This window comes from Sphingobium sp. L-44, assembly GCF_056859495.1.
Window position 1 is genome coordinate 1 of record NZ_JBSXOQ010000112.1, and the last position, 24,866, is coordinate 24,866.

The 24,866-nt window shown below is 65.7% G+C and carries 26 protein-coding genes; 12 read left to right on the forward strand and 14 right to left on the reverse strand.

All coding sequences use genetic code 11. The features are described from left to right. On the forward strand, window positions 1–205 hold a 205-nt coding region (locus AC13EK_RS18300), incomplete at its 5' end, for a hypothetical protein (RefSeq protein WP_483021965.1). A 105-nt stretch (window positions 206–310) separates the two neighbouring features. On the opposite strand, the gene AC13EK_RS18305 is transcribed toward AC13EK_RS18300, so the two are convergent. Next, complete coding sequence (locus AC13EK_RS18305) at window positions 311–1,432, reverse strand: MlaA family lipoprotein (RefSeq protein ID WP_069336670.1); 1,122 nt, start codon at window positions 1,430–1,432, stop codon at window positions 311–313. A 309-nt stretch (window positions 1,433–1,741) separates the two neighbouring features. Here AC13EK_RS18305 and AC13EK_RS18310 point away from each other — a divergent pair, with 309 nt between their 5' ends. The 4 genes from AC13EK_RS18310 (at window position 1,742) to AC13EK_RS18325 (ending at window position 4,814) form a co-directional block, all read left to right on the forward strand. Next, window positions 1,742–2,386, forward strand: a complete 645-nt coding sequence (locus tag AC13EK_RS18310) for a PepSY-associated TM helix domain-containing protein (RefSeq protein ID WP_004210504.1) — start codon at window positions 1,742–1,744, stop codon at window positions 2,384–2,386. Between the two features lie 17 nt (window positions 2,387–2,403). Further along, a complete protein-coding gene (locus tag AC13EK_RS18315) occupies window positions 2,404–2,937 on the forward strand; it encodes a DUF2271 domain-containing protein (protein ID WP_069336671.1) in 534 nt (177 codons plus the stop codon). Window positions 2,938–2,952: 15 nt separating this feature from the next. Continuing rightward, a complete protein-coding gene (locus AC13EK_RS18320) occupies window positions 2,953–3,834 on the forward strand; it encodes a DUF4198 domain-containing protein (RefSeq protein WP_069336672.1) in 882 nt (293 codons plus the stop codon). Window positions 3,835–3,944: 110 nt separating this feature from the next. Further along, window positions 3,945–4,814 carry an FAD:protein FMN transferase gene (locus AC13EK_RS18325; protein WP_069336673.1) on the forward strand — a complete coding sequence of 290 codons (870 nt, stop codon included), beginning with the start codon at window positions 3,945–3,947 and terminating at the stop codon, window positions 4,812–4,814. A gap of 385 nt (window positions 4,815–5,199) precedes the next feature. Here the strand turns inward: AC13EK_RS18325 and AC13EK_RS18330 are convergent, their stop codons facing one another. The 6 genes from AC13EK_RS18330 to AC13EK_RS18355 all read right to left on the reverse strand — a co-directional run bounded on the left by AC13EK_RS18330 (window position 5,200) and on the right by AC13EK_RS18355 (window position 14,026). Then, window positions 5,200–7,758, reverse strand: a complete 2,559-nt coding sequence (locus AC13EK_RS18330) for a PepSY domain-containing protein (protein ID WP_483022318.1) — start codon at window positions 7,756–7,758, stop codon at window positions 5,200–5,202. Between the two features lie 81 nt (window positions 7,759–7,839). Then, complete coding sequence (locus AC13EK_RS18335; RefSeq protein ID WP_004210495.1) at window positions 7,840–8,109, reverse strand: SemiSWEET family transporter; 270 nt, start codon at window positions 8,107–8,109, stop codon at window positions 7,840–7,842. A gap of 142 nt (window positions 8,110–8,251) precedes the next feature. Continuing rightward, window positions 8,252–10,852: a methionine synthase gene (gene metH, locus AC13EK_RS18340; protein ID WP_069336674.1), complete on the reverse strand. Its 2,601-nt coding sequence runs from the start codon at window positions 10,850–10,852 to the stop codon at window positions 8,252–8,254. A 140-nt stretch (window positions 10,853–10,992) separates the two neighbouring features. After that, window positions 10,993–12,039, reverse strand: a complete 1,047-nt coding sequence (locus tag AC13EK_RS18345) for a homocysteine S-methyltransferase family protein (RefSeq protein ID WP_069336676.1) — start codon at window positions 12,037–12,039, stop codon at window positions 10,993–10,995. Between the two features lie 98 nt (window positions 12,040–12,137). Beyond that, window positions 12,138–13,058 carry a methylenetetrahydrofolate reductase gene (metF, locus tag AC13EK_RS18350; protein ID WP_069336677.1) on the reverse strand — a complete coding sequence of 307 codons (921 nt, stop codon included), beginning with the start codon at window positions 13,056–13,058 and terminating at the stop codon, window positions 12,138–12,140. Next, entirely contained in the window at window positions 13,055–14,026 is a 972-nt protein-coding gene (locus AC13EK_RS18355) for an ArsR/SmtB family transcription factor (protein WP_069336678.1), read from the reverse strand. The genes metF and AC13EK_RS18355 overlap by 4 nt, the downstream gene beginning before the upstream one ends. Window positions 14,027–14,239: 213 nt before the next feature. Between AC13EK_RS18355 and AC13EK_RS18360 the strand changes: the two genes are divergently transcribed. Further along, window positions 14,240–14,458: a hypothetical protein gene (locus tag AC13EK_RS18360; protein WP_004210488.1), complete on the forward strand. Its 219-nt coding sequence runs from the start codon at window positions 14,240–14,242 to the stop codon at window positions 14,456–14,458. Between the two features lie 84 nt (window positions 14,459–14,542). Continuing rightward, window positions 14,543–14,776, forward strand: coding sequence for a hypothetical protein (locus tag AC13EK_RS18365; RefSeq protein ID WP_069336679.1), 234 nt, complete (start codon window positions 14,543–14,545; stop codon window positions 14,774–14,776). Window positions 14,777–14,835: 59 nt separating this feature from the next. Here the strand turns inward: AC13EK_RS18365 and AC13EK_RS18370 are convergent, their stop codons facing one another. Further along, window positions 14,836–15,279, reverse strand: coding sequence for a glycine zipper 2TM domain-containing protein (locus AC13EK_RS18370; RefSeq protein ID WP_004210486.1), 444 nt, complete (start codon window positions 15,277–15,279; stop codon window positions 14,836–14,838). A gap of 183 nt (window positions 15,280–15,462) precedes the next feature. Here AC13EK_RS18370 and AC13EK_RS18375 point away from each other — a divergent pair, with 183 nt between their 5' ends. Next, window positions 15,463–16,446: an esterase-like activity of phytase family protein gene (locus AC13EK_RS18375; protein WP_069336680.1), complete on the forward strand. Its 984-nt coding sequence runs from the start codon at window positions 15,463–15,465 to the stop codon at window positions 16,444–16,446. 172 nt (window positions 16,447–16,618) lie between these two features. Here the strand turns inward: AC13EK_RS18375 and rpmB are convergent, their stop codons facing one another. Beyond that, window positions 16,619–16,912: a 50S ribosomal protein L28 gene (gene rpmB, locus AC13EK_RS18380; RefSeq protein ID WP_004210484.1), complete on the reverse strand. Its 294-nt coding sequence runs from the start codon at window positions 16,910–16,912 to the stop codon at window positions 16,619–16,621. A 153-nt stretch (window positions 16,913–17,065) separates the two neighbouring features. Between rpmB and AC13EK_RS18385 the strand changes: the two genes are divergently transcribed. Next, window positions 17,066–17,287 (forward strand): hypothetical protein, encoded by a 222-nt coding sequence (locus AC13EK_RS18385; RefSeq protein ID WP_004210483.1) that lies wholly within the window; start codon window positions 17,066–17,068, stop codon window positions 17,285–17,287. A 174-nt stretch (window positions 17,288–17,461) separates the two neighbouring features. Further along, on the forward strand, window positions 17,462–17,920 hold the full coding sequence (locus AC13EK_RS18390) for a nucleoside deaminase (RefSeq protein WP_048938364.1): 459 nt from the start codon (window positions 17,462–17,464) through the stop codon (window positions 17,918–17,920). A gap of 61 nt (window positions 17,921–17,981) precedes the next feature. Here AC13EK_RS18390 and AC13EK_RS18395 read toward each other — a convergent pair whose 3' ends face one another. Further along, window positions 17,982–19,883 (reverse strand): hypothetical protein, encoded by a 1,902-nt coding sequence (locus AC13EK_RS18395; RefSeq protein ID WP_069336681.1) that lies wholly within the window; start codon window positions 19,881–19,883, stop codon window positions 17,982–17,984. A gap of 44 nt (window positions 19,884–19,927) precedes the next feature. Between AC13EK_RS18395 and AC13EK_RS18400 the strand changes: the two genes are divergently transcribed. Continuing rightward, window positions 19,928–20,344, forward strand: coding sequence for a GtrA family protein (locus tag AC13EK_RS18400; protein ID WP_037516222.1), 417 nt, complete (start codon window positions 19,928–19,930; stop codon window positions 20,342–20,344). An 18-nt stretch (window positions 20,345–20,362) separates the two neighbouring features. Here the strand turns inward: AC13EK_RS18400 and AC13EK_RS18405 are convergent, their stop codons facing one another. Continuing rightward, window positions 20,363–21,256, reverse strand: a complete 894-nt coding sequence (locus AC13EK_RS18405; protein WP_069336682.1) for an AraC family transcriptional regulator — start codon at window positions 21,254–21,256, stop codon at window positions 20,363–20,365. Window positions 21,257–21,443: 187 nt separating this feature from the next. Here AC13EK_RS18405 and AC13EK_RS18410 point away from each other — a divergent pair, with 187 nt between their 5' ends. Beyond that, window positions 21,444–22,175 carry an SDR family oxidoreductase gene (locus AC13EK_RS18410; RefSeq protein WP_069336683.1) on the forward strand — a complete coding sequence of 244 codons (732 nt, stop codon included), beginning with the start codon at window positions 21,444–21,446 and terminating at the stop codon, window positions 22,173–22,175. Window positions 22,176–22,391: 216 nt separating this feature from the next. On the opposite strand, the gene AC13EK_RS18415 is transcribed toward AC13EK_RS18410, so the two are convergent. Genes AC13EK_RS18415 through AC13EK_RS18425 form a run of 3 tightly spaced genes read right to left on the reverse strand, consistent with a single transcriptional unit; the run spans window position 22,392 to window position 24,836 of the window. Next, entirely contained in the window at window positions 22,392–23,195 is an 804-nt protein-coding gene (locus AC13EK_RS18415) for a LytR/AlgR family response regulator transcription factor (RefSeq protein ID WP_004210477.1), read from the reverse strand. Further along, window positions 23,192–24,298 carry a sensor histidine kinase gene (locus AC13EK_RS18420; RefSeq protein WP_004210476.1) on the reverse strand — a complete coding sequence of 369 codons (1,107 nt, stop codon included), beginning with the start codon at window positions 24,296–24,298 and terminating at the stop codon, window positions 23,192–23,194. Before AC13EK_RS18420 ends, AC13EK_RS18415 begins: the two co-directional genes overlap by 4 nt. 55 nt (window positions 24,299–24,353) lie before the next feature. Then, window positions 24,354–24,836, reverse strand: coding sequence for a winged helix-turn-helix transcriptional regulator (locus tag AC13EK_RS18425; protein WP_010336740.1), 483 nt, complete (start codon window positions 24,834–24,836; stop codon window positions 24,354–24,356). Between the last annotated feature and the right edge of the window lie 30 nt (window positions 24,837–24,866).

The window sequence follows — 24,866 nt, forward strand, 5'->3', positions numbered from 1 at the left end:
CGACATGCAGCAGGTGCGGCTCGACTTCCTGGCCCAGGGCAAGGGCAAGGACGTGTCGGACCATGTCGAGAAATGGCTGATCGAGCGCGGTGCGCGCATCCAGCAGTTCCGCGCCCTGGTGCAGCGCGCCAAGGCAGCGGCCTCGCCCAATGTCGCGATGCTGGCGGAAATCGCCGGTCAGGCCCGCGGCCTGCTCGGCCGCTGAGGCCATCGCCCCTTCCCGTCAGCGGGAAGGGGTTTCAGCATCCCAGAAAAAAGGCGCCCGATCCGTTGATCGGGCGCCTTTTTCTTTCCTGTACCTTCGATGCGATCAGCGCGGGTCGGCGGGCAGCGGCTGCACCATCAGCGGCTTGGGCGCCGGTGCGGGGGCCGGTTCGGGTGCCGGCGCAGCAGCAGGCGCCGGCGTTGGCTCCGCAGCAACCGGCGCCACAGCGGCCGGCGCGTCGGCTGCCGGCTTGTCCTTGCCCGGCACGCGCAGCCCCGGACCATAGACCGGTGTCACGCCCGGCGTGTAGCGACCGTGCAGTGCCTCGATTTCCGCCTTGCGCTGGTTGAGATAGAGGTCGCGATAGCTGCCATAGGGGTTGTCGTCGGAACGGATCGCCTGGATGCGCTCATCGAACGCCGCGCGCTCGCCCAACTGGTCCAGCACCGCCATCGGGATAACGACCGTGGGCTGGTTGAAGGGCTTGCCGACCGCGAAGGGCAGGATCATCTTGTCGACCGTGTCGCCGATGATGTCGCGCAGCGTCGTCGGGCCGACCAGCGGCAGATACATGTACGGCCCCGGCCCCACGCCATAGAAGCCCAGCGTGTTCGCGAGGCCATTGGGGCGATAGGGCAGGTTGAACGGCTTGCGCTTGGCAACGTCGAACAGGCCGACAAAGCCCAGCGTCGTGTTGATCGCGAAGCGGCCGGCCGTCTCGAACGCCTTGCCCGGCTTGAACTGCAGCATATAGGCCGCGAACACGACCGGCTCGCCCAGGTTCGAGAAGAAGTTGCGCAGCCCCTTGCGCACCGGACGCGGCAGACCCTTGTTATAGGCCTTGGCCACCGGCTCGATCAGCGCCTTGTCGACGGCCTGGACCGCTTCGAAAGACTGTTCGTTGATCGCGGCGAAGGGATCGCGCTTGCGCAGCCCGGTATCGCCGGTCACGACGATCGCATTGGGATCGACCGGAACCTCTTCCTTGGGCTGCTCCGCAATCGGGCTCAGCGTCGGCAGCACGACCGGCGGCGGATAGGGACTGTCAGGTGACGGCGCCTGTGCCGGCGCCGGTGCGGGCTGGAGCGGATCGGCAGGACCAGTCTGGGGCGTTTCCGCCGGCGCAGGTGCCACGGCCGCAGCCGGCACCACCGGAGCGCCGCTGTCCACGACCTCCCCCTGTCCCGCCATCAGCATCATTCCAGTGGCGGCAACCGAAAGCAGCATAAATCGTCCCTTGTCACGGCCCCGTCTGGACGACGGGCCCAACGGCCAGCAACGGCCTGGATAAGGGCCGATAAACAGACATCGCATCCCCGCGACATCGCTGTCCAAGCTGATTTCGCTAGGGGGGCGTGCCGCACCCGTCAAGTATGGTGGTCAAGCAGGAGGCGGCAGGCGGAGACGCGCGTGCGGCGCTTTGGTTCCCGACCGCTTACATTTTGATACATTTTTCCTGTTGCGAGCGGTTTGCAATTGCGAGTCGTTCGCGTTATTCGGGCCACCTCATTTCCTACAGGACTCGCCCTTCCCTCGATGCACGCTCCCGCCCGCGCCCAGCCCAAGAAAAAGAAGAGCGCCAAGGCATTCTGGCTGAAGCAGCTGCATACCTGGCATTGGGTGAGTTCGGCGATCAGCCTGATCGGCCTGCTGCTCTTCGCCTTCACCGGCATCACCCTCAACCACGCCGCCGATGTCGAGGGTTCGCCCCAGACCGTCGAGAAGAGCGCCACCCTGCCCGCCCCACTGCTGAAGCTGGTCGCGGCCGATGACGCGCCCGATGCCAAGAAACCCCTGCCCGCCCCGATCGCCCAATGGGTCGAAAAGGAAATCGGCCAGAGCGGCGCGGGCGAGGCGGAATGGTCGGCGGACGAAGTCTATCTAGCCCTGCCGCGTCCCGGCGGCGATGGCTGGGTGTCGATCGACCGGCATGATGGCAAGGTCACCAGCGAAGCGACCAGCCGCGGCTGGGTCAGCTACCTCAACGACCTGCACAAGGGCCGCAATGCCGGCACCGTATGGAAATGGTTCATCGATATCTTCGCCGTCGCCTGCTTCCTGTTCGCGCTGACCGGCCTGCTGCTGCTCCAGTTGCACGCCGCCAAGCGGCCGAGCACCTGGCCGCTGGTCGCGATCGGGCTTGCGCTGCCGGCGCTGCTCGCCATCCTCTTCATCCACTAACGGGGGTCCATCTTTCCATGCAGATCAGTCCCAAGCTCATCCTGTCCGGCGGTGCCGCGCTTGGCGCCACCGGTGCGCTGGCCGCACCGGCCGCCGCGCAGACCATGACCGTCACGGTCAATATCCCGCGCCTGTCGGTCGCCGAATATCACCGCCCCTATGTCGCCATCTGGCTGGAGAAGGAGGGCGCCGCCCCCCGCACGCTCGCGGTCTGGTATGATGTCGACAAGGCCAAGGGCGAAGGCACCAAATGGCTGCGCGACATCCGCCAGTGGTGGCGCGTGTCCGGCCGCACGATGAGCTTCCCGGCCGATGGCGTATCGGGCGCGACCCGCGCGCCGGGCGACCAGAAGATCGCCTTCACCGCCGGCAAGGGGCCGCTCGGCGCCCTGGGTCCGGGCAAATATACGCTGGTGGTGGAAGCCGCCCGTGAAGTCGGCGGCCGCGAACTGGTCCGCCTGCCCTTCACCTGGCCGGCCAAGCCCGGCGTCGCCGCCAAGGCACAGGGCAGCAGCGAACTCGGCGCCGTCAGCGTCAGCTTCGGCAAGTAACAGGGGACAAAGACCATGAAAGCCAAATATCTGATCGCGGGCGCGCTTGCCGCCCTGATGCTCTCCGGCGCGGCCCAGGCCCACCGCCAGTGGATGCTGCCCTCCTCCACCACCCTGTCGGGCACCGACAGCTGGGTGACGGTCGACGCGGCGGTCTCCAACGACCTCTTCTATTTCGAACATTTCCCGATGCGCACCGACGGCATCGCCGTGACCGAACCGGACGGCACCACCGGCAAGATCGAAAATGCCGCCACCGGCAAATATCGCTCGACCTTTGACGTGCATCTGACCAAGCCCGGCACCTATCGCATCGCCAATGTCTCGACCATGGTGATGGGCAGCTACACCCTGAACGGCAAGCAGGAGCGCCTGCCGCGCGGCACCACCAAGGCCAATCTGGCGCAGGCGATCCCCGCCGGCGCCACCAATGTCCAGACCGCCGAGGCGAGCAACCGCAACGAGATCTTCGTGACCTTGGGCGCGCCGACCACCACCATCTTCAAGCCGACCGGCACCGGCATCGAACTGGTCCCGGTGACCCATCCCAATGACCTGGTGTCGGGCGAGACCGCGACCTTCCAGTTCCTGCTCGACGGCACGCCCGCCGCCGACCTCAAGGTCACCGTCATTCCCGGCGGCATCCGCTATCGCGATGCGCTGGGCCAGATGGACCTCGTCACCGACAAGGATGGCAAGCTGGCCGTCAAATGGGGCGCCCCCGGCATGTACTGGCTGAACGCCAGCACCGGCGGCGGCCGCGAAGGTGGCCCCGGCGGCCCCGGTGGTCCGGGCGCGCAGGGCGGCAAGCCGGAGGGCGCACCGCCCGCACCGCCGGCCGGCCCGCCGCAGAAGCGCGCCTCCTACATCACCACGCTGGAAGTGCTGGCGCCCTGATCCGGCCCGCCGGCAATCCAGTCCGGATCGCGATAGCGCCCGACCTGGCGCCCGAGCAATTTGCCGGGCGCCAGCGTCAGGGCGCTGTCGTCACTTTGGGCGGACCGACCATGGGCACCACATGGTCCGCCCGCATCGTCGATCCGCCCGCCGACTGCCAGGCCCATATCGAGGCCGTGCTGGCCGCCGTGATCGGCGAGATGAGCAATTGGGAAGCCGGCTCCGACATCAGCCGCTTCAACCGCAGCCCGATCGGCCAATGGACCCGCCTGCCGCCCGCGATGATGGGCGTGCTGCGCGCGGGCCTGTCCATGGCTCGTCTGTCGCACGGCGCCTTCGACCCGGCGATCGGCGGCATCGTCGCGCGCTGGGGCTTCGGCCCGGCCCTCGCCGGCGGCAGCGCCACCGCCTCGGTCGCGCCCTGGACCTGCATCGAACTCAATGGCGACCGCGCCCGGCGCACCGCCGACGTCGCGCTCGATTTTTCCGGCATTGCCAAGGGCTATGCCGTCGATGCGGTCGCGGCCTGCCTGCGCAACCTCGGCCTCCCCAACTTCCTCGTGGAAATTGGCGGCGAACTGCGCGGCGAAGGGGTGAAGCCCGATATCCAGCCCTGGTGGGTCGATGCCGAAGTCCCGCCGGGTCTCGACCTCCCGACGCTGCGGGTCGCGCTCTGCGGCCTTTCCATGGCCAGTTCGGGCGATTATCGCCGCTACCGGATGGAGGGCGATCGCCGCCTGTCGCACAGCATCGATCCTGCGACCGGTGCCCCCATTGCAGAGGGCGTCGCCGCCGTCACCGTGCTCCATGCCTCGGCCATGCTGGCCGACGCCTGGGCGACCGCGATCACCGTGCTGGGCGCCGATCGCGGCATGGCCCTCGCCACCCGCCACAACCTCGCCGCCCGCCTCATCCTGCGCACCGAAACCGGCGGCCAGGAATATATGACCCCCTCCCTCGTCGCCATGCTGGCCGACTGAGGCCGACTTCAGGCAAGGTGGCGCCCCAGAGGGCGGATTTGGGTGGGAACAAGACATAGCCCCTCCCTGGAAGGGAGGGGAGTAGGGAACGTCCGCTTCTGGTCGTTTTCAGACTATTCTCCCCTGCAAGGGGAGGTGGCTGGCCGAAGGCCAGACGAAGGAGTATCCCCCTCTCGATAGCGTGACACCCCTCCACCACTTCGTGGTCCCCCTCCCCTTGCAGGGGAGGAATTTACCGCCGCTCTTGGTCGTTAGCCGCCCTACCCACATCCGTCATGCCGGGCTTGACCCGGCATCCCACTTTTCTATGCAACAGATAAAGAAGCGGGACCCCGGCTCAAGGCCGGGGTGACAATGGCAGCTTCTGGTCGCTTCCAATCCGCCCTTAATAAACGTCGCGCTTGTAGCGGCCGGCCTCGGCCAGATCGTTGAGCGTCGCCTCGCCCAGGATCGCGATCAGCGCCTCATGGACGCTCTGCGCCATGCCTTCCAGGCTGCCGCAGACCAGGATGGTCGCGCCCTGGCCGATCCGCTCGCGCAGTTCCGCGCCGGCGTCCGCCAGCAGATGCTGGACATAACGGCCGCAATCCGCATCGCGCGAGAAGCTGCGGTCCAGCCGTGCCAGCGTGCCGTCCGCCAGCCAGGCCGACAGTTCCGCATCGAAATAGCGCTCATGCGCCCGGCTGCGCTCGCCGAACAGCAGCCAGTGGCCGCCCATCCCGTCATGGGCGGCAGCGCGCAGATGGGCACGCAGCCCCGCGATGCCGGTGCCATTGCCGATCAGGATCATCGCGCCGCGCGCCGCCGGATCGGTGCGGAAGCCCGGATTGGGTCGCACCCGCATCATCGTCGTCTCGCCCGGCGCCATATGCGCGGTCAGCCAGCCCGAGCCGATGCCCAGCCGCCCGTCATCATCGCGCACCTGCCGCACCACCAGGTCCAGCACGCCATCGGCCATGATCGACGCCGCCGAATATTCGCGCGCCGGCAGCGGGCGCAGCGCGCGCGCCGCCGCCATGGTGAGCGGGGTTCCGGCGTCGGGCAGCATCGCGCGTGCCAGTTCCGCCCGCAACGCCGCGGGCACCGCGAACAGGTCGCCCTCGGGCGCCTGGCTGGCCAGCAGCGCCTCGACCGCCTCGGGCGCGTTGCAGGGGTGGAGTTCGACGATATCGCCCGCCTGCCATTCGGGCACGTCCGTGCCGACCGGCTCGAACTGCAGATGATAGGCGGTGAGCGCCGGGCTGTCGGGATTGAGCGCATGGCGCGCCACCAGACGCCACGGCGTGAACGGGATCACCGTCTGGCCCCGATCGCCCTCACCCGCGCCCAGATCATGCAGCGCATCATGCCAGGCCCGCTCCGCCGCTTCATCGTCATGCCCCATGGCGATCAGCGGGAAGAGCGGCTGCGCGCCGGCCCCCGCCATCCAGCCATCGACCGCGATGCCGAAGGCACAGAAATCGGGATATTCCCGGTCGCCGATCGCCAGCACGCCATAATGGAGATGGCCAAGATCGATCGCCCCGCCGCGCAGCAACCGGCTGGCGAAGCCGCGCGCCATGTCCGGCGGCTCACCCTCGCCATAGGTCGAAACGACGAACAGGATGCGCTGCACCCCCGCCAGCATGTCGCGGGTCAGCCGGCCGACCGGCACCACCTGTGCCCGCACCCCGCCATGGGCCAGCGCCTGCGCCGCATTGCGCGCACGAATCTCGGCCGTCCCGGTCTGGCTGGCATAGGCGATCAGCAGGTCGCCGCCGCCCATGTCGCCGCCCGCAACCGCCGCGACATCGCCGGCCAGCGCCCGCGCCGCCTGCTTGCGCTTGCGGCGCGAGAGATAGAGCAGGAAGCCGGTCACCGTGAACAGCGGCATGGTGAGGCTGGTCAGCATCATGATGATGCGGCCGGGCAGCCCGAAAAAGGCGCCGCGATGCAGTTCATAGACGCTCTGGGTGATGATCACGCCCAGCGGCCGGCGATCATAGAGATCGCGCTTCTCGAGCGCATAGCTGGCCGGATCATAGCTATATTTGTCGGTCTGGCGCAGATGGCGCGCGCCTTCGGGCCGGGCGTCGAAGCTGATCGTCTTCATCGGTTGCGACGGCGCCGGCTGGGTGATGCGCACCCAGATATAGTCATTGCCGGTGGCGCGGCGGAAGGCGGTCCAGGCCGGGTCGATCGACGGCCGCGGCGCGATCCCGTCGCGCTTCTCCGTCCGCCGCCCTTCCTCGCCCGGCGCCTTGCCGGTCAGGCTGTAGATCACCCCCTGCCGATACCAGTCATAGCTCCACCACAGGCCGGTGAGCGCGCTCAGCAGATAGAAGAGCAACACCCAGGTGCCGATCACGACATGCAGCGCGCGCCACAGGTTGCGCCCGGTCTTGCGCAGGTCCAGCACCAGCCAGGCGCGCCAGTCCAGCGCCTGCCGCGGCCAGCGCAGATAAAGGCCGGACAAAGCGAAGAAGATCAGCGCAATCGCGCTGAAGGCAGTGATCTGCCGACCGATGCCATTGCCGCCGCCCGGCAGCGCCAGCCAGCGATGCAGATCGTCCATCAGATGGAAAAAGCCTTCGCCCGCCGGCGCGCCGAGCCAGGCGCCGGTGGCCCGATCGACCTGCCCCTGCTTGCGGCCGCGCCCTTCGCTCGACGACAGGCGCACGCTGTGCGACCGGTCGCGCGCCATTTCCCAGTCCAGCCGCGCGATATAATAGCCCGGATTGTCGGCCTGCACCCTGGCGATCAACTGGTCCGGCGACAGGTCGGGTTTGGAAGGCACGCCGGGCGCATAGAGGCGCGGCGACAGCGCCTCGCTGATCTCGTCTTCAAAGCTCATGGTCGCGCCGGTCACGCCCATCAGCGCCAGCACCAGGCCGGCGGTGATCCCCAGGAACCAGTGGATCTGGAACAATATGCGCTTGGTCACCGGGGCTCCGTTGGCTGTCATCCGAAAGCCCAGCCTATTACGCATCTGCAACATGAATGCAATTGCGACTTAGTTTCAGGCAAGCCGCGGTAAAGATCAGCCCTAAAGCGCGGTGTAGAGGCAGGTCGCACCCAGGATGATGCCGGGCACATTGGCGACGATGATCGGCCAGTCCTTGTCCTTGTGCAGCCAGCCATAGGCCGCCCACAGGCAGGTATTGAGCACGGTCGCCAGCGGCTGGATCACCGAGCCCTTGTCTCCGGCCAGGTTCATCCGGATCTGGTCCAGATAGGAACCATACATGAGGATGGCGGTGACGGTCGCGATCCAGCCGACCACCCGCAACGTCCGCTCGTCGAGATGCCGTGCCATCCTGCCCCCATGCCTGTCGTCCGCGGCACTTAGCCACCGACCGCCGCCCGCGCGCAAGACCGCAATTACCCGGAGGCACGCATGGCACCGCCGGGCATGGGGTAGCAGGCAACCTCCCCCCGATGGAGGGAGGCGCCGGGCATCAGTCCAGGTTCGGGCGCAGATAGCGTTCGGCGGTTTCCAGGTCGATGCCGCGGCGCTGGGCATAATCTTCCAGCTGGTCGCGGCCGACGCGGGCGACGCCGAAATATTCGGCCTGCTGGTGACCGAAATAGAAACCGCTGACCGCGGCCGTCGGCAGCATGGCGAAGCTTTCGGTGAGCGTCGCGCCGGTCGCGTGATGGGCGTCCAGCATCTCGAACAGGATCGGCTTCAGGCTATGTTCCGGGCAGGCCGGATAGCCGGGCGCCGGGCGGATGCCGCGATATTCTTCCTTGATCAGCGCCTCGTTGGTCAGCTGCTCGCCCTCGGCATAGCCCCACAGCGCGGTGCGGACATAATGGTGGAGGCGCTCGGCGAAGGCTTCGGCCAGACGATCGGCCAAGGCCTTCAGCAGAATATCCGAATAATCGTCGATCGCATTCTTGAAGCGGGCGAGGTGCGGCTCGATGCCGTGGATCGACACGGCAAAGCCGCCCATCCAGTCGCCATCATGGCTGATGAAGTCGGCGAGGCACATGTTCGCCCGGCCTTCGCGCTTGGCGATCTGCTGGCGCAGCATCGGCAGGGTATAGTGCTTCTCGTCCTCGACATGGACGATGATGTCGTCGCCCTGACGACGGCAGGGCCACAGGCCCGCGACGCCGCGCGCGGTCAGCCATTTCTCGTCGATGATCTTGCCCAGCATCTTCTGCGCATCGGCGAACAGGCTGCGGGCGCTTTCGCCGACAATCTCGTCCTCCAGGATGGCGGGATAATTGCCGGCCAGTTCCCAGGCGCGGAAGAAGGGCGTCCAGTCGACATAGTTGACCAGATCCTTCAAGTCCCAGTCGGGGAAGCGATGGGTGCCGGGCAGAAGCGGGCGCGGCGCCTTGAGGCTCTCGTCCATCTCGAAGGCGTTGGCGCGGGCGTCCTCGAGCGACAGGAGTTGGCTCTGCCCCTTGTTCGCGCGGGCGACGCGAACATGCTCATAATCATCCTTGGTTTTCTGGACGAAATCGGCCTTCTGCGTTTCGGACACCAGGGCGGTGGCCACGCCAACGGCGCGGCTGGCGTCGAGCACGTGGACGACCGGGCCGGTGAAGGCCGGGTCGATGCGCAGCGCGGTGTGGACGCGCGAGGTGGTCGCGCCGCCGATCAGCAGCGGCATGGTCATGTTGGCGCGCTGCATTTCGGCCGCCACCGTCACCATCTCGTCGAGCGAGGGGGTGATGAGGCCGGACAGGCCGATCATGTCGGCGTCATTCTCGTTCGCGGCCTTGATGATGTCCTGCCAGGGCACCATCACGCCCATGTCGATCACCTCGAAGCCGTTGCACTGGAGCACGACGCCGACGATATTCTTGCCGATATCATGGACGTCGCCCTTGACCGTCGCCATGATGATCTTGCCCTTGCCCTTGGCGCCGGGTTCCTTCGCCGCCTCGATGTAAGGCAGCAGATGGGCCACCGCCTTTTTCATGACGCGGGCGGACTTCACGACCTGGGGCAGGAACATCTTGCCGGCGCCGAACAGGTCGCCCACGACGTTCATGCCGTCCATCAGCGGGCCTTCGATCACCTGAATGGGCTTTTCGGCGGCGAGGCGGCATTCCTCCGTGTCTTCCACCACATACATGTCGATGCCCTTGACCAGCGCATGTTCGAGGCGCTTGGCGACCGGCCAGCCGCGCCATTCCTGCGCGGCCTTTTCCGATGCCGCATCCTTGCCCTTGAAGCTTTCGGCCAGCGCGACGAGGCGGTCGCCGGCTTCGGGATCGCTGTTCAGCAGCACATCCTCGCACGCCTGGCGCAGCGCCGGGTCGATCGCGTCATAGACGTCGAGCTGGCCGGCATTGACGATCGCCATGTCGAGGCCGGCGGGGATGGCGTGATAGAGGAAGACCGAGTGCATCGCCCGGCGCACCGGTTCGTTGCCGCGGAAGGAGAAGGAGAAGTTGGACAGGCCGCCCGAGATATGGACGTGCGGGCAGCGCTTCTTGATCTCGCGGCAGGCTTCGATGAAGTCGACGCCGTAGTTGTTATGCTCCTCGATTCCCGTCGCGACGGCGAAGATATTGGGATCGAAGATGATGTCTTCGGGCGGGAAGCCGATCGTCATCAGCAGCTTATAGGCGCGCTCGCAAATCTCGACCTTGCGGGCCTGGGTGTCGGCCTGGCCGGTCTCGTCGAAGGCCATGACGACCACGGCCGCGCCATAGGCCATGCAGAGACGGGCGTGATGCAGAAAGGCCTCTTCACCTTCCTTCATGCTGATCGAGTTGACCACCGGCTTGCCGGAAACGCATTTCAGACCCGCTTCGATGACTTCCCATTTGGAACTGTCGATCATCACCGGCACGCGGCTGATGTCCGGTTCCGAGGTCATGAGCTTGAGGAAGGTGGTCATCGCCTCGACCGCGTCGAGCAGGCCTTCGTCCATGTTCACGTCGACGATCTGCGCGCCATTTTCGACCTGCTCGCGGGCGATATCGATCGCCGCGGCATAGTCGCCGGCCATGATCAGCTTCTTGAACTTGGCGGAGCCGGTGACGTTGGTGCGCTCGCCGATATTGACGAAGGTGGCGGTGGATTGCTGGGTCATCGGTTTCTTCCAAAAATCCTCCCCCCTTAGGGGGAGGGGGACCATGCCGCAGGCATGGTGGAGGGGTATCACGCTATCGAGGGGGTGACACCCCTCCGTCTGGCTTCGCCAGCCACCTCCCCTTCCAGGGGAGGATGAAACTAGGCCGCGATATGCATCGGTTCGAGGCCCGCGAGGCGCGTCACGACAGTCAATTCCGGCACCTGGCGCGGCTTGTGGCCGTCGAGCGCCTTCGCCACTGCGCCGATATGCGCGGGCGTGGTGCCGCAGCAGCCGCCGACCATGTTGACCAGCCCTTCGTCCACCCACTGACGGATCAGCTTCGCGGTGGTTTCCGGCAGCTCGTCATATTGCCCCAGTTCATTGGGCAGGCCAGCATTGGGATAGGCCAGGATCAGCGTGTCGGCATTTTTCGACAGTTCGGCGAGATAAGGCCGCAGCAGGTCCGCCCCGAAGGCGCAGTTCACGCCGATGGTCAGCGGCTTCAGGTGGCGCAGCGAATACCAGAAGGCGTTGATCGTGTGGCCCGACAGGTTGCGGCCCGACATGTCGGTGATGGTGAAGCTGAGCATCACCGGCACCGAACGGCCTGCCGCTGCCTCCGCCTCGCGCGCGGCCATGCCGGCGGCCTTGGCGTTGAGCGTATCGAAGCAGGTTTCGATCAGCAGGAAGTCGACGCCGCCGGCGATCAGCGCATCGCACTGTTCGCGATAGTCGGCCTTGAGCGTATCATAATCGACCTCGCGATAGGCGGGATCGTTGACGTCGGGCGAGATGCTGAGCGTCTTGTTCGTCGGGCCGATCGATCCGCAGACAAAACGGGGCTTGCCGTCCTTCGCCGTCGCCTTCTCGCACGCGGCCCGCGCGATCTTGGCCGCGGCGACATTGATGTCCCACACCAGATGCTCGCAGCCATAATCGGCCATGGCGATCTTGGTCGAGGAGAAGGTGTTGGTCTCGATCATGTCGGCGCCATTGTCGAGATAGGCGGTATGGATGCCCTCGACGATGTCCGGCCGGGTCAGGCAGAGCAGGTCGTTATTGCCCTTCTGGTCCTTGGCCAGGTCCAGGTCGCCGCGATAATCGGCTTCGGTCAGCCCGTGCTTCTGGATCGAGGTGCCATAGCCACCGTCGAAGATCAGGATCTTTTCCGCCGCCAGGGCGCGCAATTTCTGTTCAGCGTTCATCGTCATATCCCCTCGTCCCGTTCGGTTCGAGCTTGTCGAGAACCCTCGCGCTTACGGTTCTCGACAAGCTCGAACCGAACGGAGGGGATGGTTTCAAATCAGGCGTCCACCGCAACCTGCGGCCGCAGCCCAAGCAGGTGGCAGATCGCATAGCTGAGTTCCGCCCGGTTGAGCGTATAGAAATGAAAGTCGCGCACGCCGCCCATATAGAGGTTGCGGCACAGTTCGGCCGCCAGCGTGGCGGAGACGAGCTGGCGCGCGGCGGGATGCTGGTCCAGCCCGTCGAACAGGCGGCCCATCCAGGCGGGGACATCGGTGTTGCACATCGCCGACATGCGCTGGACCGCGGCGAAATTGCTGACCGGCATGATGCCGGGAATGACGTCCGCATCGATGCCGGCGGCGGCGACCGTGTCGCGGAAGCGGAAGAAGGTGTCCGCCTCGAAGAAGAATTGGGTGATCGCACGGGTCGCGCCGGCGTCGATCTTGCGCTTCAAATTGTCGATGTCGCACTGCGCGCTCAGCGCATCGGGATGGGTTTCGGGATAGGCGGCGACCGAAATCTCGAAATCATGGCGCTTGCGCAGCCCCTCGACCAGTTCGGCCGCGCCTTTATAACCATCGGGATGCGGCTGGAAGGCCGTGCCGGCCTCCGGCGGATCGCCGCGCAGCGCGACGATATGGCGCACGCCCGCTTCCCAATAGGCGTCGGCCACTTCGTCGATCTCGGCCTTGCTGGCGGCGACGCAGGTCAGGTGCGCGGCGGCGGCCAGCGGCGTTTCCTTCGCGATGCGGGCGACCGTATTATGGGTGCGCTCGCGGGTGGAGCCGCCCGCGCCATAGGTCACCGACACGAACTTTGGCGCCAGCGGCGTCAGCGTCTCGATCGCCGACCAGAGCTGCTCCTCCATCTTCTCCGTTTTGGGCGGGAAGAATTCGAAGCTCACATTGAGGTCGCCGGCCAGATCCGCATAGAGCGGCCCTTCGGCATCATGGCGGGCGCGGTCAGTCTGGGTCATGCGGAAATCCGTTCTTCGATGGGCAGGATGTCGGCGCCGCGCTGGCGCCCGAGCCACAATTGTACCGTCAGTTCCTGGCCGGGCAGCATGTCCACCCGCTCCAGTTCCAGGCCCGCCTGCGCGAACCAGCCTTCGATCTGCATGTCGGAAAAGCCCAGCCGCGCATGCTGGTCGCGGGTGCGCAGCTCCTCGCGTTCATGGGCGGCGAAATCGACGATCAGCACCCGGCCGCCGGGGCGCAGCACCTGCGCCGCCTGCGCGATCACCTGCTCGGGCGCCTGGGCATAATGCAGCACCTGATGCAGCAGCACCGTGTCGACACTGGCGGGGTCGATCGGCAGCGCGCTAAAATCGCCGAGCAGCAGCGCATATTTGTCGCCCGCATCCTCGGGCAGCTTGGCGCGGGCGAGCCGCAACATATCGGGGCTGCGATCAAGCGCCATCACCTGATCGGCGGCAGGGCCGAACAATTCGATCATCCGCCCGGTACCGGTGCCGATATCGAGCAGATGGCCGATCGCCTGCCCGTCCAGCATCGCGCGCATCGCCGCTTCCACATCCGCCTCGGCGACATGAAGCGAACGGATCGCATCCCATTCCTCGGCATGTTCGGCGAAATAGGCTTCGGCGGCGCGCGCCCGCTCGGCCCGCACGGCGGCAAGGCGCGCGAGATCCGCGCTCTGCCAGGCGGCTTCGGCGGGCGACGGCTGCAACTGGTCGAACAAGGTGATGAAGGGCTGGACCGACGCCTTCTGGCCCAGCCGCAGGAAGACCCAATTGCCCTCCTTGCGCCGTTCGACCAGGCCGGATTCCACGAGAATGCGGATATGGCGCGACACGCGCGGCTGGCTCTGGTCGACCACCTGCGCCACTTCGCCCACGGCCAGTTCCATCGCCCGCAACAGGTGGACGATGCGCAGCCGTGTCGGGTCTCCAAGAGACCGGAAAATGTCGAGGGCGCCACTCATGCAGCAATCATATAAAGAAATCTTTATATGCGTCAATGGCCGTCCATTGCGGGCACTTCCGACAAAAACCGCGCCTTATCAGGCCCTCCCGCTCAGGAATGGGATTGCCTTGCTTCGCCCAAAGCATTACGAATCAGCGCGCAGGCGCAATGGGGGGTGAGCTTTTCTCCGAGAGTGGTCTGCATCTTTTTTTTCTCTGAGAGGGGTTTGCCCATGTCCAAGTCGATTGCTCTTTCGCTCGTTCTCGCCGCTTCGCTGGGTCTGGCTGCTTGCGGTGGCCACACCGCCGAAAACGCTGCCAACAACGCCGCCAACGCTGCTGAGAACGCTTCGAACGCTGCCGACAACGCCATGAACGCCGCGATGAACGCTGCCGACAACGCTGCGAACGCCGCTTCGAACGCGACCAACAACGTCGCCAACGCGATGTAATTTCCCTTTCGGGAAGAGTTTCTTGGGAAAGGGCCGCACCGGAAACGGGAGCGGCCCTTTTCTTATGCGCGAAAGGATCGGCAATTGACCAAGCGACCTGCCCTGCTGCTCCTGCTGGCGCTTGGCGCCTGCAATTCCGGCCAGGATGATGGCGTCGGTGGCGTCAGCGCGGCCGAAGCCAGCGCGCTCAATGCTGCCGCGGCGCAGCTGGATGCGCGCGTCGGTGCCGCATCGCCGCAGGAGGCCGGGCTCAACCCCGCTGCCGTCGCGGCTGCCCGCGCCGACCGGCGACAGGCCGGGGGCAACGCCGCCCGATAGCAAAAAGGCCGCCCCCCTTAACGGGGACGGCCCTTCAAAGTCACCAGATGGGGTGACGCTCAGCAGTTGCGATCGATCGCGCGGCCAGCCAGCGCACCGACGCCCGCGCCGATGATGGCGCCCGTGGTGCCGTCGCCACGACCATAGCGGCTGCTGCCCTTACCGACTTCGTTGCCGAGCAGGCCACCGGCGATCGCACCGATGATGGTGCCGCCCGTGCCATTGTCCCGGCAGCGATAGCCGCCACGATAACCGCGATAATCATTGCGGTAATAATTGCCGCGATAACCGCCGCGATAGCCACGGTCGCCGCGATAATAGTCGCCCCGATAACCGCGATAGCCACGGTCGCCGCGATAGCCGCGATCACCCCGGTAATAGTCGCCGCGTTCATAGCCGCGGCCCCAGCCATCGCGCGCCATGGCGGGCGTCGCGGTGACGGCGAGGGAGGCAGCGCCCATGGCGAGCGCAGCACCCAGATTGATCAGATACTTCATCTTCATGGCGTTGCTCCTCAGATTGCCATTTCCGCGGTGAACCGGACGGGCCGATCACCAGGATTGACGCCCTTATGACTGATTCGCGTTGAGTGGAGCCTGAATGGCGGTGACAGCCACCGTTCAGCTGGCAACGCTTCGCCACTCCCCTGCTGCGTCCCGCCGACATTTCCCCTATGGCAGAGCGCGATGCGTCGAATCCTGATCGTTCTCGCTCTTGCGATCCTGCTGCTGCCTGCCCCGCCGTCCACCAAGCCCGCCGCCGTGCGGCCGGGCACCTTGCTGGTGACGGCGCGGGCGGTGCCGCTCGACAGCAGCGATCCCGATCGCCGCCGGGTCGGCACGCTCACCTATCTGGGCGGCTGGCAGCTTGGCAGCGACAATCCGGGCTTTGGCAGCATATCCTCGCTGCTGGTCGACGGACCGGGCCAGATATTGGCGCTGAGCGATGCCGGCGTGCTGATGGGCTTCCATGTCGGGCCCGGCCGCGCCAGCCGCCGCCCCTTCATCGCGCCGCTGCCGGTAAGGGCGCAGGACAGGGACCGGCCCTGGTGGTCCTGGGATTCGGAATCCATGACCCATGATCCGGCGAGCGACCGCTATTGGGTCGGGTTCGAGCTGCTCCAGGCGATCTGCCGCTATTCGCCCGGCTTCGCGCGGGTGGAGGCGTGCCGGACCTGGCCCGAAATCGTCGCCTGGCCCAAGACCGGATCGATCGAATCCTTCACCCGCCTGCCCGACGGCCGCTTCATCGCGATCGGCGAGATGGGCATGACCGCCGACGGCCATCATGACACATTGCTCTGGTCGGGCGATCCGGCCGAGCATGACACGGCCGATCCGATCCACCTCCATTATGTCGCGCCGCAGGGCTATCGCCCGACCGACATGGTCGCGCTGGACGATCGCCACCTGCTGGTGCTGAACCGGCGCCTGACCCTGCAGGACCTGTTCACCGCGACGATCGCGATGATCGAGCTGCCTGAGAATCCCGCGCCAAATACGGAACTGCGCGCCCGGACGCTGGCACGGCTAGCGCCACCGCTGCTGGCCGACAATTTCGAAGGGCTGGCGCTCAGCCGGGAACAGGGCCGGACGATCCTGTGGGTCGCCTCCGACGACAATCACGAATTCTTCCAGCGCACCTTGCTGCTGAAATTCCGATTGGATTGATCGGGATCTGGACACAACACCAGCCCGCATCCCCACCCGGCCTTCCATTCCAGGATATGCTGTTGGGAGGCCGGGTGGGGGTGCGGGCCGGTGCGGCGCAGGGAATATCAAGAAACGCAAAAAAGCGGCCTGTTGCCAGGCCGCTTCTTATGCCGAAACGAATCGAAGCGAATCAGGCGGCTGCGGCAGCCTGCTTCTTGACGATGTCGCGCTTCAGGCGACGGGCCTTCAGCGACAGCTTGTCGTCGCTGGTCTTGACCAGCCAGTTGTCGAGGCCGCCATTATGCTCGACCGAGCGCAGACCATGAGTCGACACGCGCAGCTTGACGGTGGTTTCCAGCGTTTCGGAGATCAGCGACACGTTCTGCAGGTTCGGCAGGAACACGCGCTTGGTCTTGTTGTTGGCGTGGGAAACATTGTGACCCACCTGGCGACCCTTACCGGTCAGCTCGCAAATGCGCGACATAGTCAATCAACCTTTGAAATTCGGGTTCGTTCGGAAAGCGGCGCCGATAGCGGGATTCCCGCTCGCCGTCAACCTTCCGCTCGGTTCGTGGCACTATCGCAACCATTTCACCGGGCCCCGCGTTCATCCCCCCGTTCAACAGAGGAGAGTGCCATGCGTTTCATCGGCGGATTGCTGCTGATCGCGCTTATCGTCATCGGCGCCGGGATAGCAACCGGATTCATCGACCTGCAGAAGACTCAGGAGGGTCGCCTGCCCGAAGTCTCCGTAAAACAGGGCGCCCTGCCCAAATATGAGGCGAGCGTCGCCAAGGTCGAAGTGGGCAGCCGCAACGAAACGGTCGAGGTTCCGACCGTGGACGTGAAGAAGCCCTGAGTCGATTCGCGGCATTTTGATGCGCCTCCCGGCGCATGGACGGCACCAGCCCGCACCCCCACCCGGCCGCCCAACAGCCTATCCTGGAATGGGAGGCCGGGTGGGGGTGCAGCCGAGTCCCGTGCCTTCCGCTGAAGGCTGGTGCGGCTCTCCCTCTCCGACTAAGGCGGGGTCATGACCTCGCCCTTTCCCTTGCCCGAGCCCATGCGCCGCGCCTTTGCCTTGGCCCGCGCGGCAGAGGCAGCGGGCGAGGTTCCGATCGGCGCCGTGGTGACGCGCGATGGCGTCATCATCGGCGAGGGCGAGAATCGCAACCGCCGCGACAATGACCCCACTGCCCATGCCGAAATGGTCGCGATTCGCGCCGCAGCCACCCGGATCGGCGACTTCCGCCTGACCGGCTGCGACCTGTGGGTGACGCTGGAGCCGTGCCCGATGTGCGCGGGCGCGATTTCCCACGCACGGGTCGCCCGGCTCTATTATGCGGTGTCCGACCCCAAGGGTGGGGCGGTCGAACAGGGACCGCGCCTCTTTGCCCAGCCGCAATGCCTGCACCGCCCGGAAATCTATGGCGGGCTGGCCGAGGCGGAAGGATCAGCGCTGCTGCGCGACTTTTTTGCCGCTCGGCGCTGACCAGAGCATCGCGCGAAAGCGGGAACCGTCTTTCGCATAAGCGATGCGACTACAAATATATTCAGCGGCGCGCTCGGCGCGGCGCTGAGTAATCGATGCGGTAGAGCGTGTAGGGCAGCGTCATCGCCGTCTTGAGCGTCACCGGCTGCAACCAGGCCGGAATCGTGCCGCGCATCAGGTCCGCATAGAAGCCGCGCGGGCTGCGCGACTGATAGATGGTTCCTTCGGGGAAATTGGGACAGACCAGCAAATAGGTCGCATGATGCTTCGCCGCGATCGGGCGGAAGGCGTCGGCCGGCCCGTCATAGGCGTGATGCATGTCGAGGATCGTCGCGCCATTGCGATGATAGGGGCCGGCCACCGCGCTATGATGCGTCGTGGCGATGATGCGTGGCCCCAGGTCGACCATGGTGAAGATGGTCGCCGGCGGCAGCTGGTCCAGCACTTCCAGCGCCGGCAGCGTGCGACAGCGGCCATTGGCCTTCTTGATCGCGTCGGTGCGGGCGATGGCGGACGGGCGCCAGGGCTTGGGCTTGGTGCCGGTCGTCTGCTGCCACAGCGCGATCACCTGTGGATAGAGCGGATAGGCACAGGCGATGGCGCCGACCAGCAGTGCGCCGATGCCCGCCAGGATGCGCACCCGGCGCGATCCGGTGAAGATCGCCGTTACCAGCCGCCATCCGGCCCAGGCAGCGGGCGGGATCGCCAGCAACTGTGCCGCCGGCCCGGCGCGCAGCTGCCAGAAGAGCAGAGCGGTCGAGAAGAGCATCATCAGGCCGATCGTCGCGAACGCCCAGAGCCGGTCGCTGTCGCGCCGCACATCCCATAGCGCCCAGAGCAGGCCGAGGAGGCCCACCGCCGGCAGCGCCATCAGCGGCACGACCAGGCTCTGCGCCTGCGCGGTGATCGGCTTGGCCTCGCGGATATTGGCGAGCCAGAGCTGCTGCAGCTCAGGCGAGATCTGATAGGGGGTCAGGCATTGCGGCCAATTGAGCAGGAAGAACAGGCCCACCGCGCCGCCGACGATGATGCCGGCGATCAGCCGCTGCCACCAGAGCCGCAGCGGCAGGCGGCCGAGCAGCACCATGCCCGCACCGGCCGCGCCGAACACCGCGACCCAGATGGGCGAGATGGCATCGCACACCATGTGGCGATTGTCGTAGCTGGCGAAGAGGACGTAGCAGAGCGAGGTCGCCCCCGCGAGGCTGACGCCATAGGGCAGCATCCGCCGCCCGGCCCCATCGCGGAACACCCAGCGCAGCGCCACCAGCGCACCGCCGGCGGCGAGATAGACGATCATCTCCATGCCGATCGCCACCGACAGGGCGCTCGACACGCCGGCCACCACGCCGCCGCGCAACCAGTTGCGATCGATAAGCCCCGCCATCATCGTCAGCGCCAGTGCCAGCTGCCAGCCATGATGATCGATCCGCATCGGCGCGAACATGCCCAGGCCCATCTGCGCGGCGAGCGGCGCCAGCACCGCGAACAGCCAGGCCCAGCGCGCGCCGACCGCGTCGCCCGCCAGCCGCCGGGCGATCGATCCCAGGCTCAACATCAGCAGGAACAGCGGCAGCAGCGGCGCGATCGCGCAGGCCAGCCGGTCGGCCAGATCCTGTTCGACAAAGGCGCGGAAGAACAGCATCAGCCCGGCAAGCGGGATGTCGACCAGCCGCGACCAGTGGATATTGGCGCCGCCCGGCGGATCGAGCCGATATTGGCGCAAATCATACCAGCCCTGCCCGGCCAGCCAGTCCTTCACCTGAACGAAGCGGATATTGTCGTCCGTATCGCTGAGCGTCAGCCAGTGGATCGCGGGCCAGCGGTCGACCAGCATGCCGACCAGGATCGCGATCCAGATCAGGAAGGTCAGCCACTTCCAGTGGCGATCGGCATAGGCGGTGAGGATCGCGAACCAATGGGACGCGCGGGCGCGAAAAGCAGGCCAGCTTTGCAAATTCATGGCCGGTGGATTAGACGCTCCACACCAAAGCGCAACGGGGCTCCATGAAAATCATCGACCGACTGTCGCCGGCCCATCAGGCCCTGTTCTGGCAGATATTGCGCTATGGCATCAGCGGCCTGTTCATCACCGCCTGCCAGGCGGCGATCTACTGGACGCTGGCGGCGCCGGTTGGCCTCCATCCGCAGGTCGCCAACGGCATCGGTTATCTCTGCGCGGTGGCAATCGGCTATGTGCTGCACAATGCCTTCACCTTTCGCGGCCATGGCAGCCAGTCGGGCCATGCCGCGCGCGGTTTCCGCTTCGTCGCCGTCTCGCTGGTCAGCTATGCGCTCAACGCCCTGTGGGTCTATCTGTGCGTCACCCATATGCGCTGGCCCGAATGGTCGCCGATCCCGGCAATGATCTTCGTCACCCCGGCGGTGGTGTTCGGCCTCAACCGGCAATGGGTGTTCCGCTAAGGGAAATCCCCCGATTCCTCAGATCGCCAGCGCCCGGTTCGGCATGGCGCGCAACCGGCCGACGTCGCGCTGGGGTGGCGCGCCGAACAGGCGGCGATATTCGCGGCTGAACTGGGACGGGCTGTCATAGCCGACCTGATAGCCGGCCTCGGCCGCGTCGATCCGCTCCGCCAGCATCATCTGCCGTGCCTGCTGGAGCCGCAGCTGCTTTTGATATTGCAGCGGCGTCATCGCCGTCGCCCGGCGAAAATGATCGTGGAAGCTCGACAGGCTCATGCCGGCAAGATCGGCCAGCACCGGGCCGCTGAACGGTTCGCGATAATGCGCCTTGAGCCAGCGGATCGCGCGCGCGATCTGGCCGGTGCGGCTGTCGCCGCTGGCAATCGCGCGCAGCAACCCGCTGCTCGGCCCCATCATCAACCGCAGCAGCAATTCCCGCTCGACCAATGGCGCCAGCAGCGCGGCGCTGTCCGGCTGGCCGAGCAGGCCGGTGAGCCGGCTCGCCGCGTCCAGCAGTTCGGGCGTGATCGGATGGAGCGAGAGCGCCCGCCCTTCCTCCACCGCCGCAGCAGCCGGCAGGGCCAGCGCGATGTCGGACAGCATCACCGGGTCGAGATAGAGGCAGAAGCAGAGATAGGGACTGTCCCCATCCGCCTGCGTCACCGTGCCGGTGATCGGCAGGTCGAGCGAGGCGACCAGATAGCTGGCCGGGCCATAGGCTATGAGCGCGTCGCCCATCATCACCTGCTTGGCGCCCTGCGCGATGATGCACAGTGCCGGGCGCTGGAGCATATGGACCGGCTCGCCCGGCTGCGACCAGCGCACCAGCGTCAGGCGCGGGATCAGCGTGTCGACTATGCCGTCCGCGTCCATATGGCGGGCGATCTCTTCGCCCAGATGCTCATGGCTCATGCGCACCACCTTCCAGGAATTTCAGGCAATCGGAATAACCGACAAGCCCGATAATGGCCACGCCCGATCATTCATTCGGAATATCGTGCAATCATGGCGCAGGACCATTCTACCGCTCGCAAGCCGAACGTGTGCATTCATGCGCCATCGGATCGAACGTCGATCCGCCCCAATAGGAGATTGAATCATGGCTATCGAGAACAGGGTCATCGCGATCACCGGCGCCAGCAGCGGTATTGGCGAGGGTACGGCGCGGCTGCTGGCGGCGCGCGGCGCCAAGCTGATGCTGGGCGCGCGCCGCACCGACCGACTGGCCGCGCTCGCCGCAGAACTGAACGCCGCCGGCGGCAAGGTCGCCTTCCGCGCGCTCGACGTCACCGACCGCGCCGATGTCGAGGCATTCGTCGCCGCAACCGAAGCCGAATTTGGTCGCATCGACGTGCTGGTCAGCAATGCCGGGCTGATGCCGCTGTCGCGCTTCGACAGTTTGAAGGTCGAGGAATGGGACCGGATGATCGACGTCAACATCCGCGGCGTGCTGCACGGCATCGCCGCCGCCCTGCCCCGCTTCAAGGCCCAGGGCAGCGGCCATTTCGTCAATATCTCGTCGATCGGCGGCTATCGCGTCTGGCCGACCTGCGGCGTCTATTCGGCGACCAAATATGCGGTGCGCGCCATTTCCGACGGGCTGCGGATGGAACATGACGATATCCGCGTCACCATCGTGTCGCCCGGCGTGGTCGAATCCGAACTGGCCAGCACCATCACCGAAGCGGGCGCCGCCGCCGCGATGGAGGATTTCCGCGCCATCGCCCTGACACCGGACGCGATCGCCCGCGCCATCGCCTATGCGGTGGAACAGCCCGACGATGTCGATGTGAATGAATTGATCGTCCGTCCGGTGCGGACGATGGACTGAGGAAGAGACCATTTGAGAAATGGCTGTACCAGCCCGCTCCCCCGCCTAACCACCCGATCCAGTGTCATCCTGTCGGGTGGTTGGGCGGGGGAGCGGGCTGGTACCGTACCGAAAAATCGCTCTTTCGCGATTTTTCCAAACAGACTCCGGGATCGGTTCAGGCCATCCCGCACCAAACGGCCGGCCGCCCCTGCACGGGCGGCCGGCGCCGTTTCGTCAGTGGACGAAACGCGCGACGACGTCGCGGTAGGAACGGCTGACCTTCACCTGGGCGCCGGATTCCAGCACCAGGAAGCATTCGCCGTTGGTATGGGGCTTCACCTGACGCACCTGGCTCAGGTTGACGATGGTCGAGCGATGAACGCGCTGGAAATTGCGCGGGTCGAGCCGCTTTTCCAGATCCTTCATCGTCTCGCGCAGGATCAGCGAGTTGTCGGCGGTATAGATGCACATATAGTCGCCCGCCGCGTCGATCCGTTCGATCGAATCCACGTCGACGCGGAAAATCTGCCCGCGATCCTTGATGTTGATGAGCTTTTCGAAGCGGTTCGACGCCGGCGCATCCTCGTCGCCATTGGCAAAGTCGTGCATCGCGTCGGGCGCCACTTCGGCCAGCACCTCGCGCAGCTTTTCCGCTTCCTGCACCTGCTTCTTTTCGGACAGGCGCAGGCGCACCCGGTCGAGCGCATCGGCCAGGCGGCCTTCGTCCACCGGCTTCATCAGATAATCGACCGCCTGTGCCTCGAAGGCGCGGATCGCATGGTCGCTATAGGCAGTGACGAAGATGAACAAAGGTGGTTCGACCTCCATCATCCCCTGGACGACGGAGAAGCCGTCGAAGCCGGGCATCTGGATATCGAGGAACACAAGGTCGGGTTTATGCGTCTTGATGGCACGGATGGCTTCGCGGCCATTGGTGCAGGTCTCGATGATTTCGACATCCTCATGCGCTTGCAGACGGAGCTTAAGGCCTTGGATAGCCAGGCTTTCGTCGTCGACGAGGATTGTTCTGATGGTCATGCGGCCACTTTCGATGTTTCATCCATGTTAAGCGGAATTTCGATGATGACCGAAAATCCGCTTTGCGTGGAACGCGTTTCGAAGCGCTGTCGTTCCCCGAAGGCCTGAATTAACCGGTCCCGGATGTTCGGCAGGCCGACGCCCGTCCCCTCGCTGACCGGAATGTGTGGCTTCATTGCGCCATCGTTCAATCCCGGCCCGCTGTCCGACACGACGATCCGGACATTTTCACCGGCAGGTTGCGCCGAGACCGAGATTTCCGCCCCTTCCTCCTTGGGCGTGACCGCATATTTGATCGCATTTTCCACCAGTGGCTGCAGCAGCAGCGACGGCAGGCGTGCATGGGCGACCGAAGGATGGACATCGAAGGACGGGCGCAGCCGGTCCTCGAAGCGCATCTTCTCGATCTCCAGATAGAGTTTCAGAGTCTCGATCTCCTGCTCGATCGTCACCTGCGCGGTCGGCTCGTTGATCAGCGTGTAGCGCAGGAAGGAGGACAGCCGCGACAGCATCGCATTGGCGCGGGTCGTTTCCTTGAGCAGCACCAGGGTCGAGATGGAATTGAGCGTGTTGAACAGGAAATGCGGATTGAGCTGATAGCGCAGCATGGCGAGCTGCGCACTCGACGCCTGATTCTCCAGATGCAACAGCTGGTCCGCCTGTTCCTCCACCGTCAGGTAGAAGTTGATCGCATAATAGAGCGCCGACCAGGCACCCAGCAGCGTCATCGACAGATAGAAGGCGCCCAGGAACAGCTGCAACCCGGCAGTTTCGCTGCCCTTGTTCTGGGTCGAAAAGACCCAGGCATCGATGAAGGCAACCATCGCGGCGGCGGCGACCACGGTGACGATCGACGCGCCCCAGGTCAGGATCGGCCGCTGTTTCTGCAGGAAACGGAAAGCGACCGCGATCAGCAAGGTCGCCGAATAGCCGGTAACGGTGGAGATCAGCACCGGGATCAGGCTGGACAGCGGCTGACCATTGGCGATGGTGGACGACCCGCGCAGCAGGAAGGCCCCGGCCCAGCCAAGCGACTGGAGGTTCCAGAAAGCGCGATTCTTGTCCGCGAAAAAGGGTTTTGGCTGCAGGGGATGGACTGACATTGCCGACAGCCTAGGCGATTTCAGCGCCATGGTGAAGCCGCCCCGTCGTCCGGTATCAGGCCGCCGCAGCCGGCTCTTGCGCCATCGGGGTGACTTCGTCGCGACACAGCCAGACCAGATCGCTCAGGTCCAGCGTGCGGCCGTCATGCGCCTGGATCGCGATCGCGCGGATCGGCAGGCCATCGCGCTTGTCCGCCAGCACCTGGCAGAAGGGCGGCGCGCTGCCCCATTTCTCGCCCCACTGGCGTAGCGCGATCATTGCGGGGGCCAGTTCCTGGCCCTTTTCGGTCAGCCGATATTCGACCTTGCGCCGGTCGCACTGCATCGGCTGGCGCAGCATGATGCCATTTTCGACGAGCCGCGCGAGGCGGTTGGCCAGGATGTTGCGGGCGATGCCCAGCGTCGACTGAAACTCCTCGAAATGGCGAATGCCCGACAGGGCGCCGCGCAGGATCAGGAAGGACCAGCGCTCACCCATCGCCTCCAGCGCGGCGGGAAGGGCGCATTGTTCCAGGTCCTGGGCAAGATTATGTTTCATGATGTCGATCTAATAGCGCAAAGCGGCAAC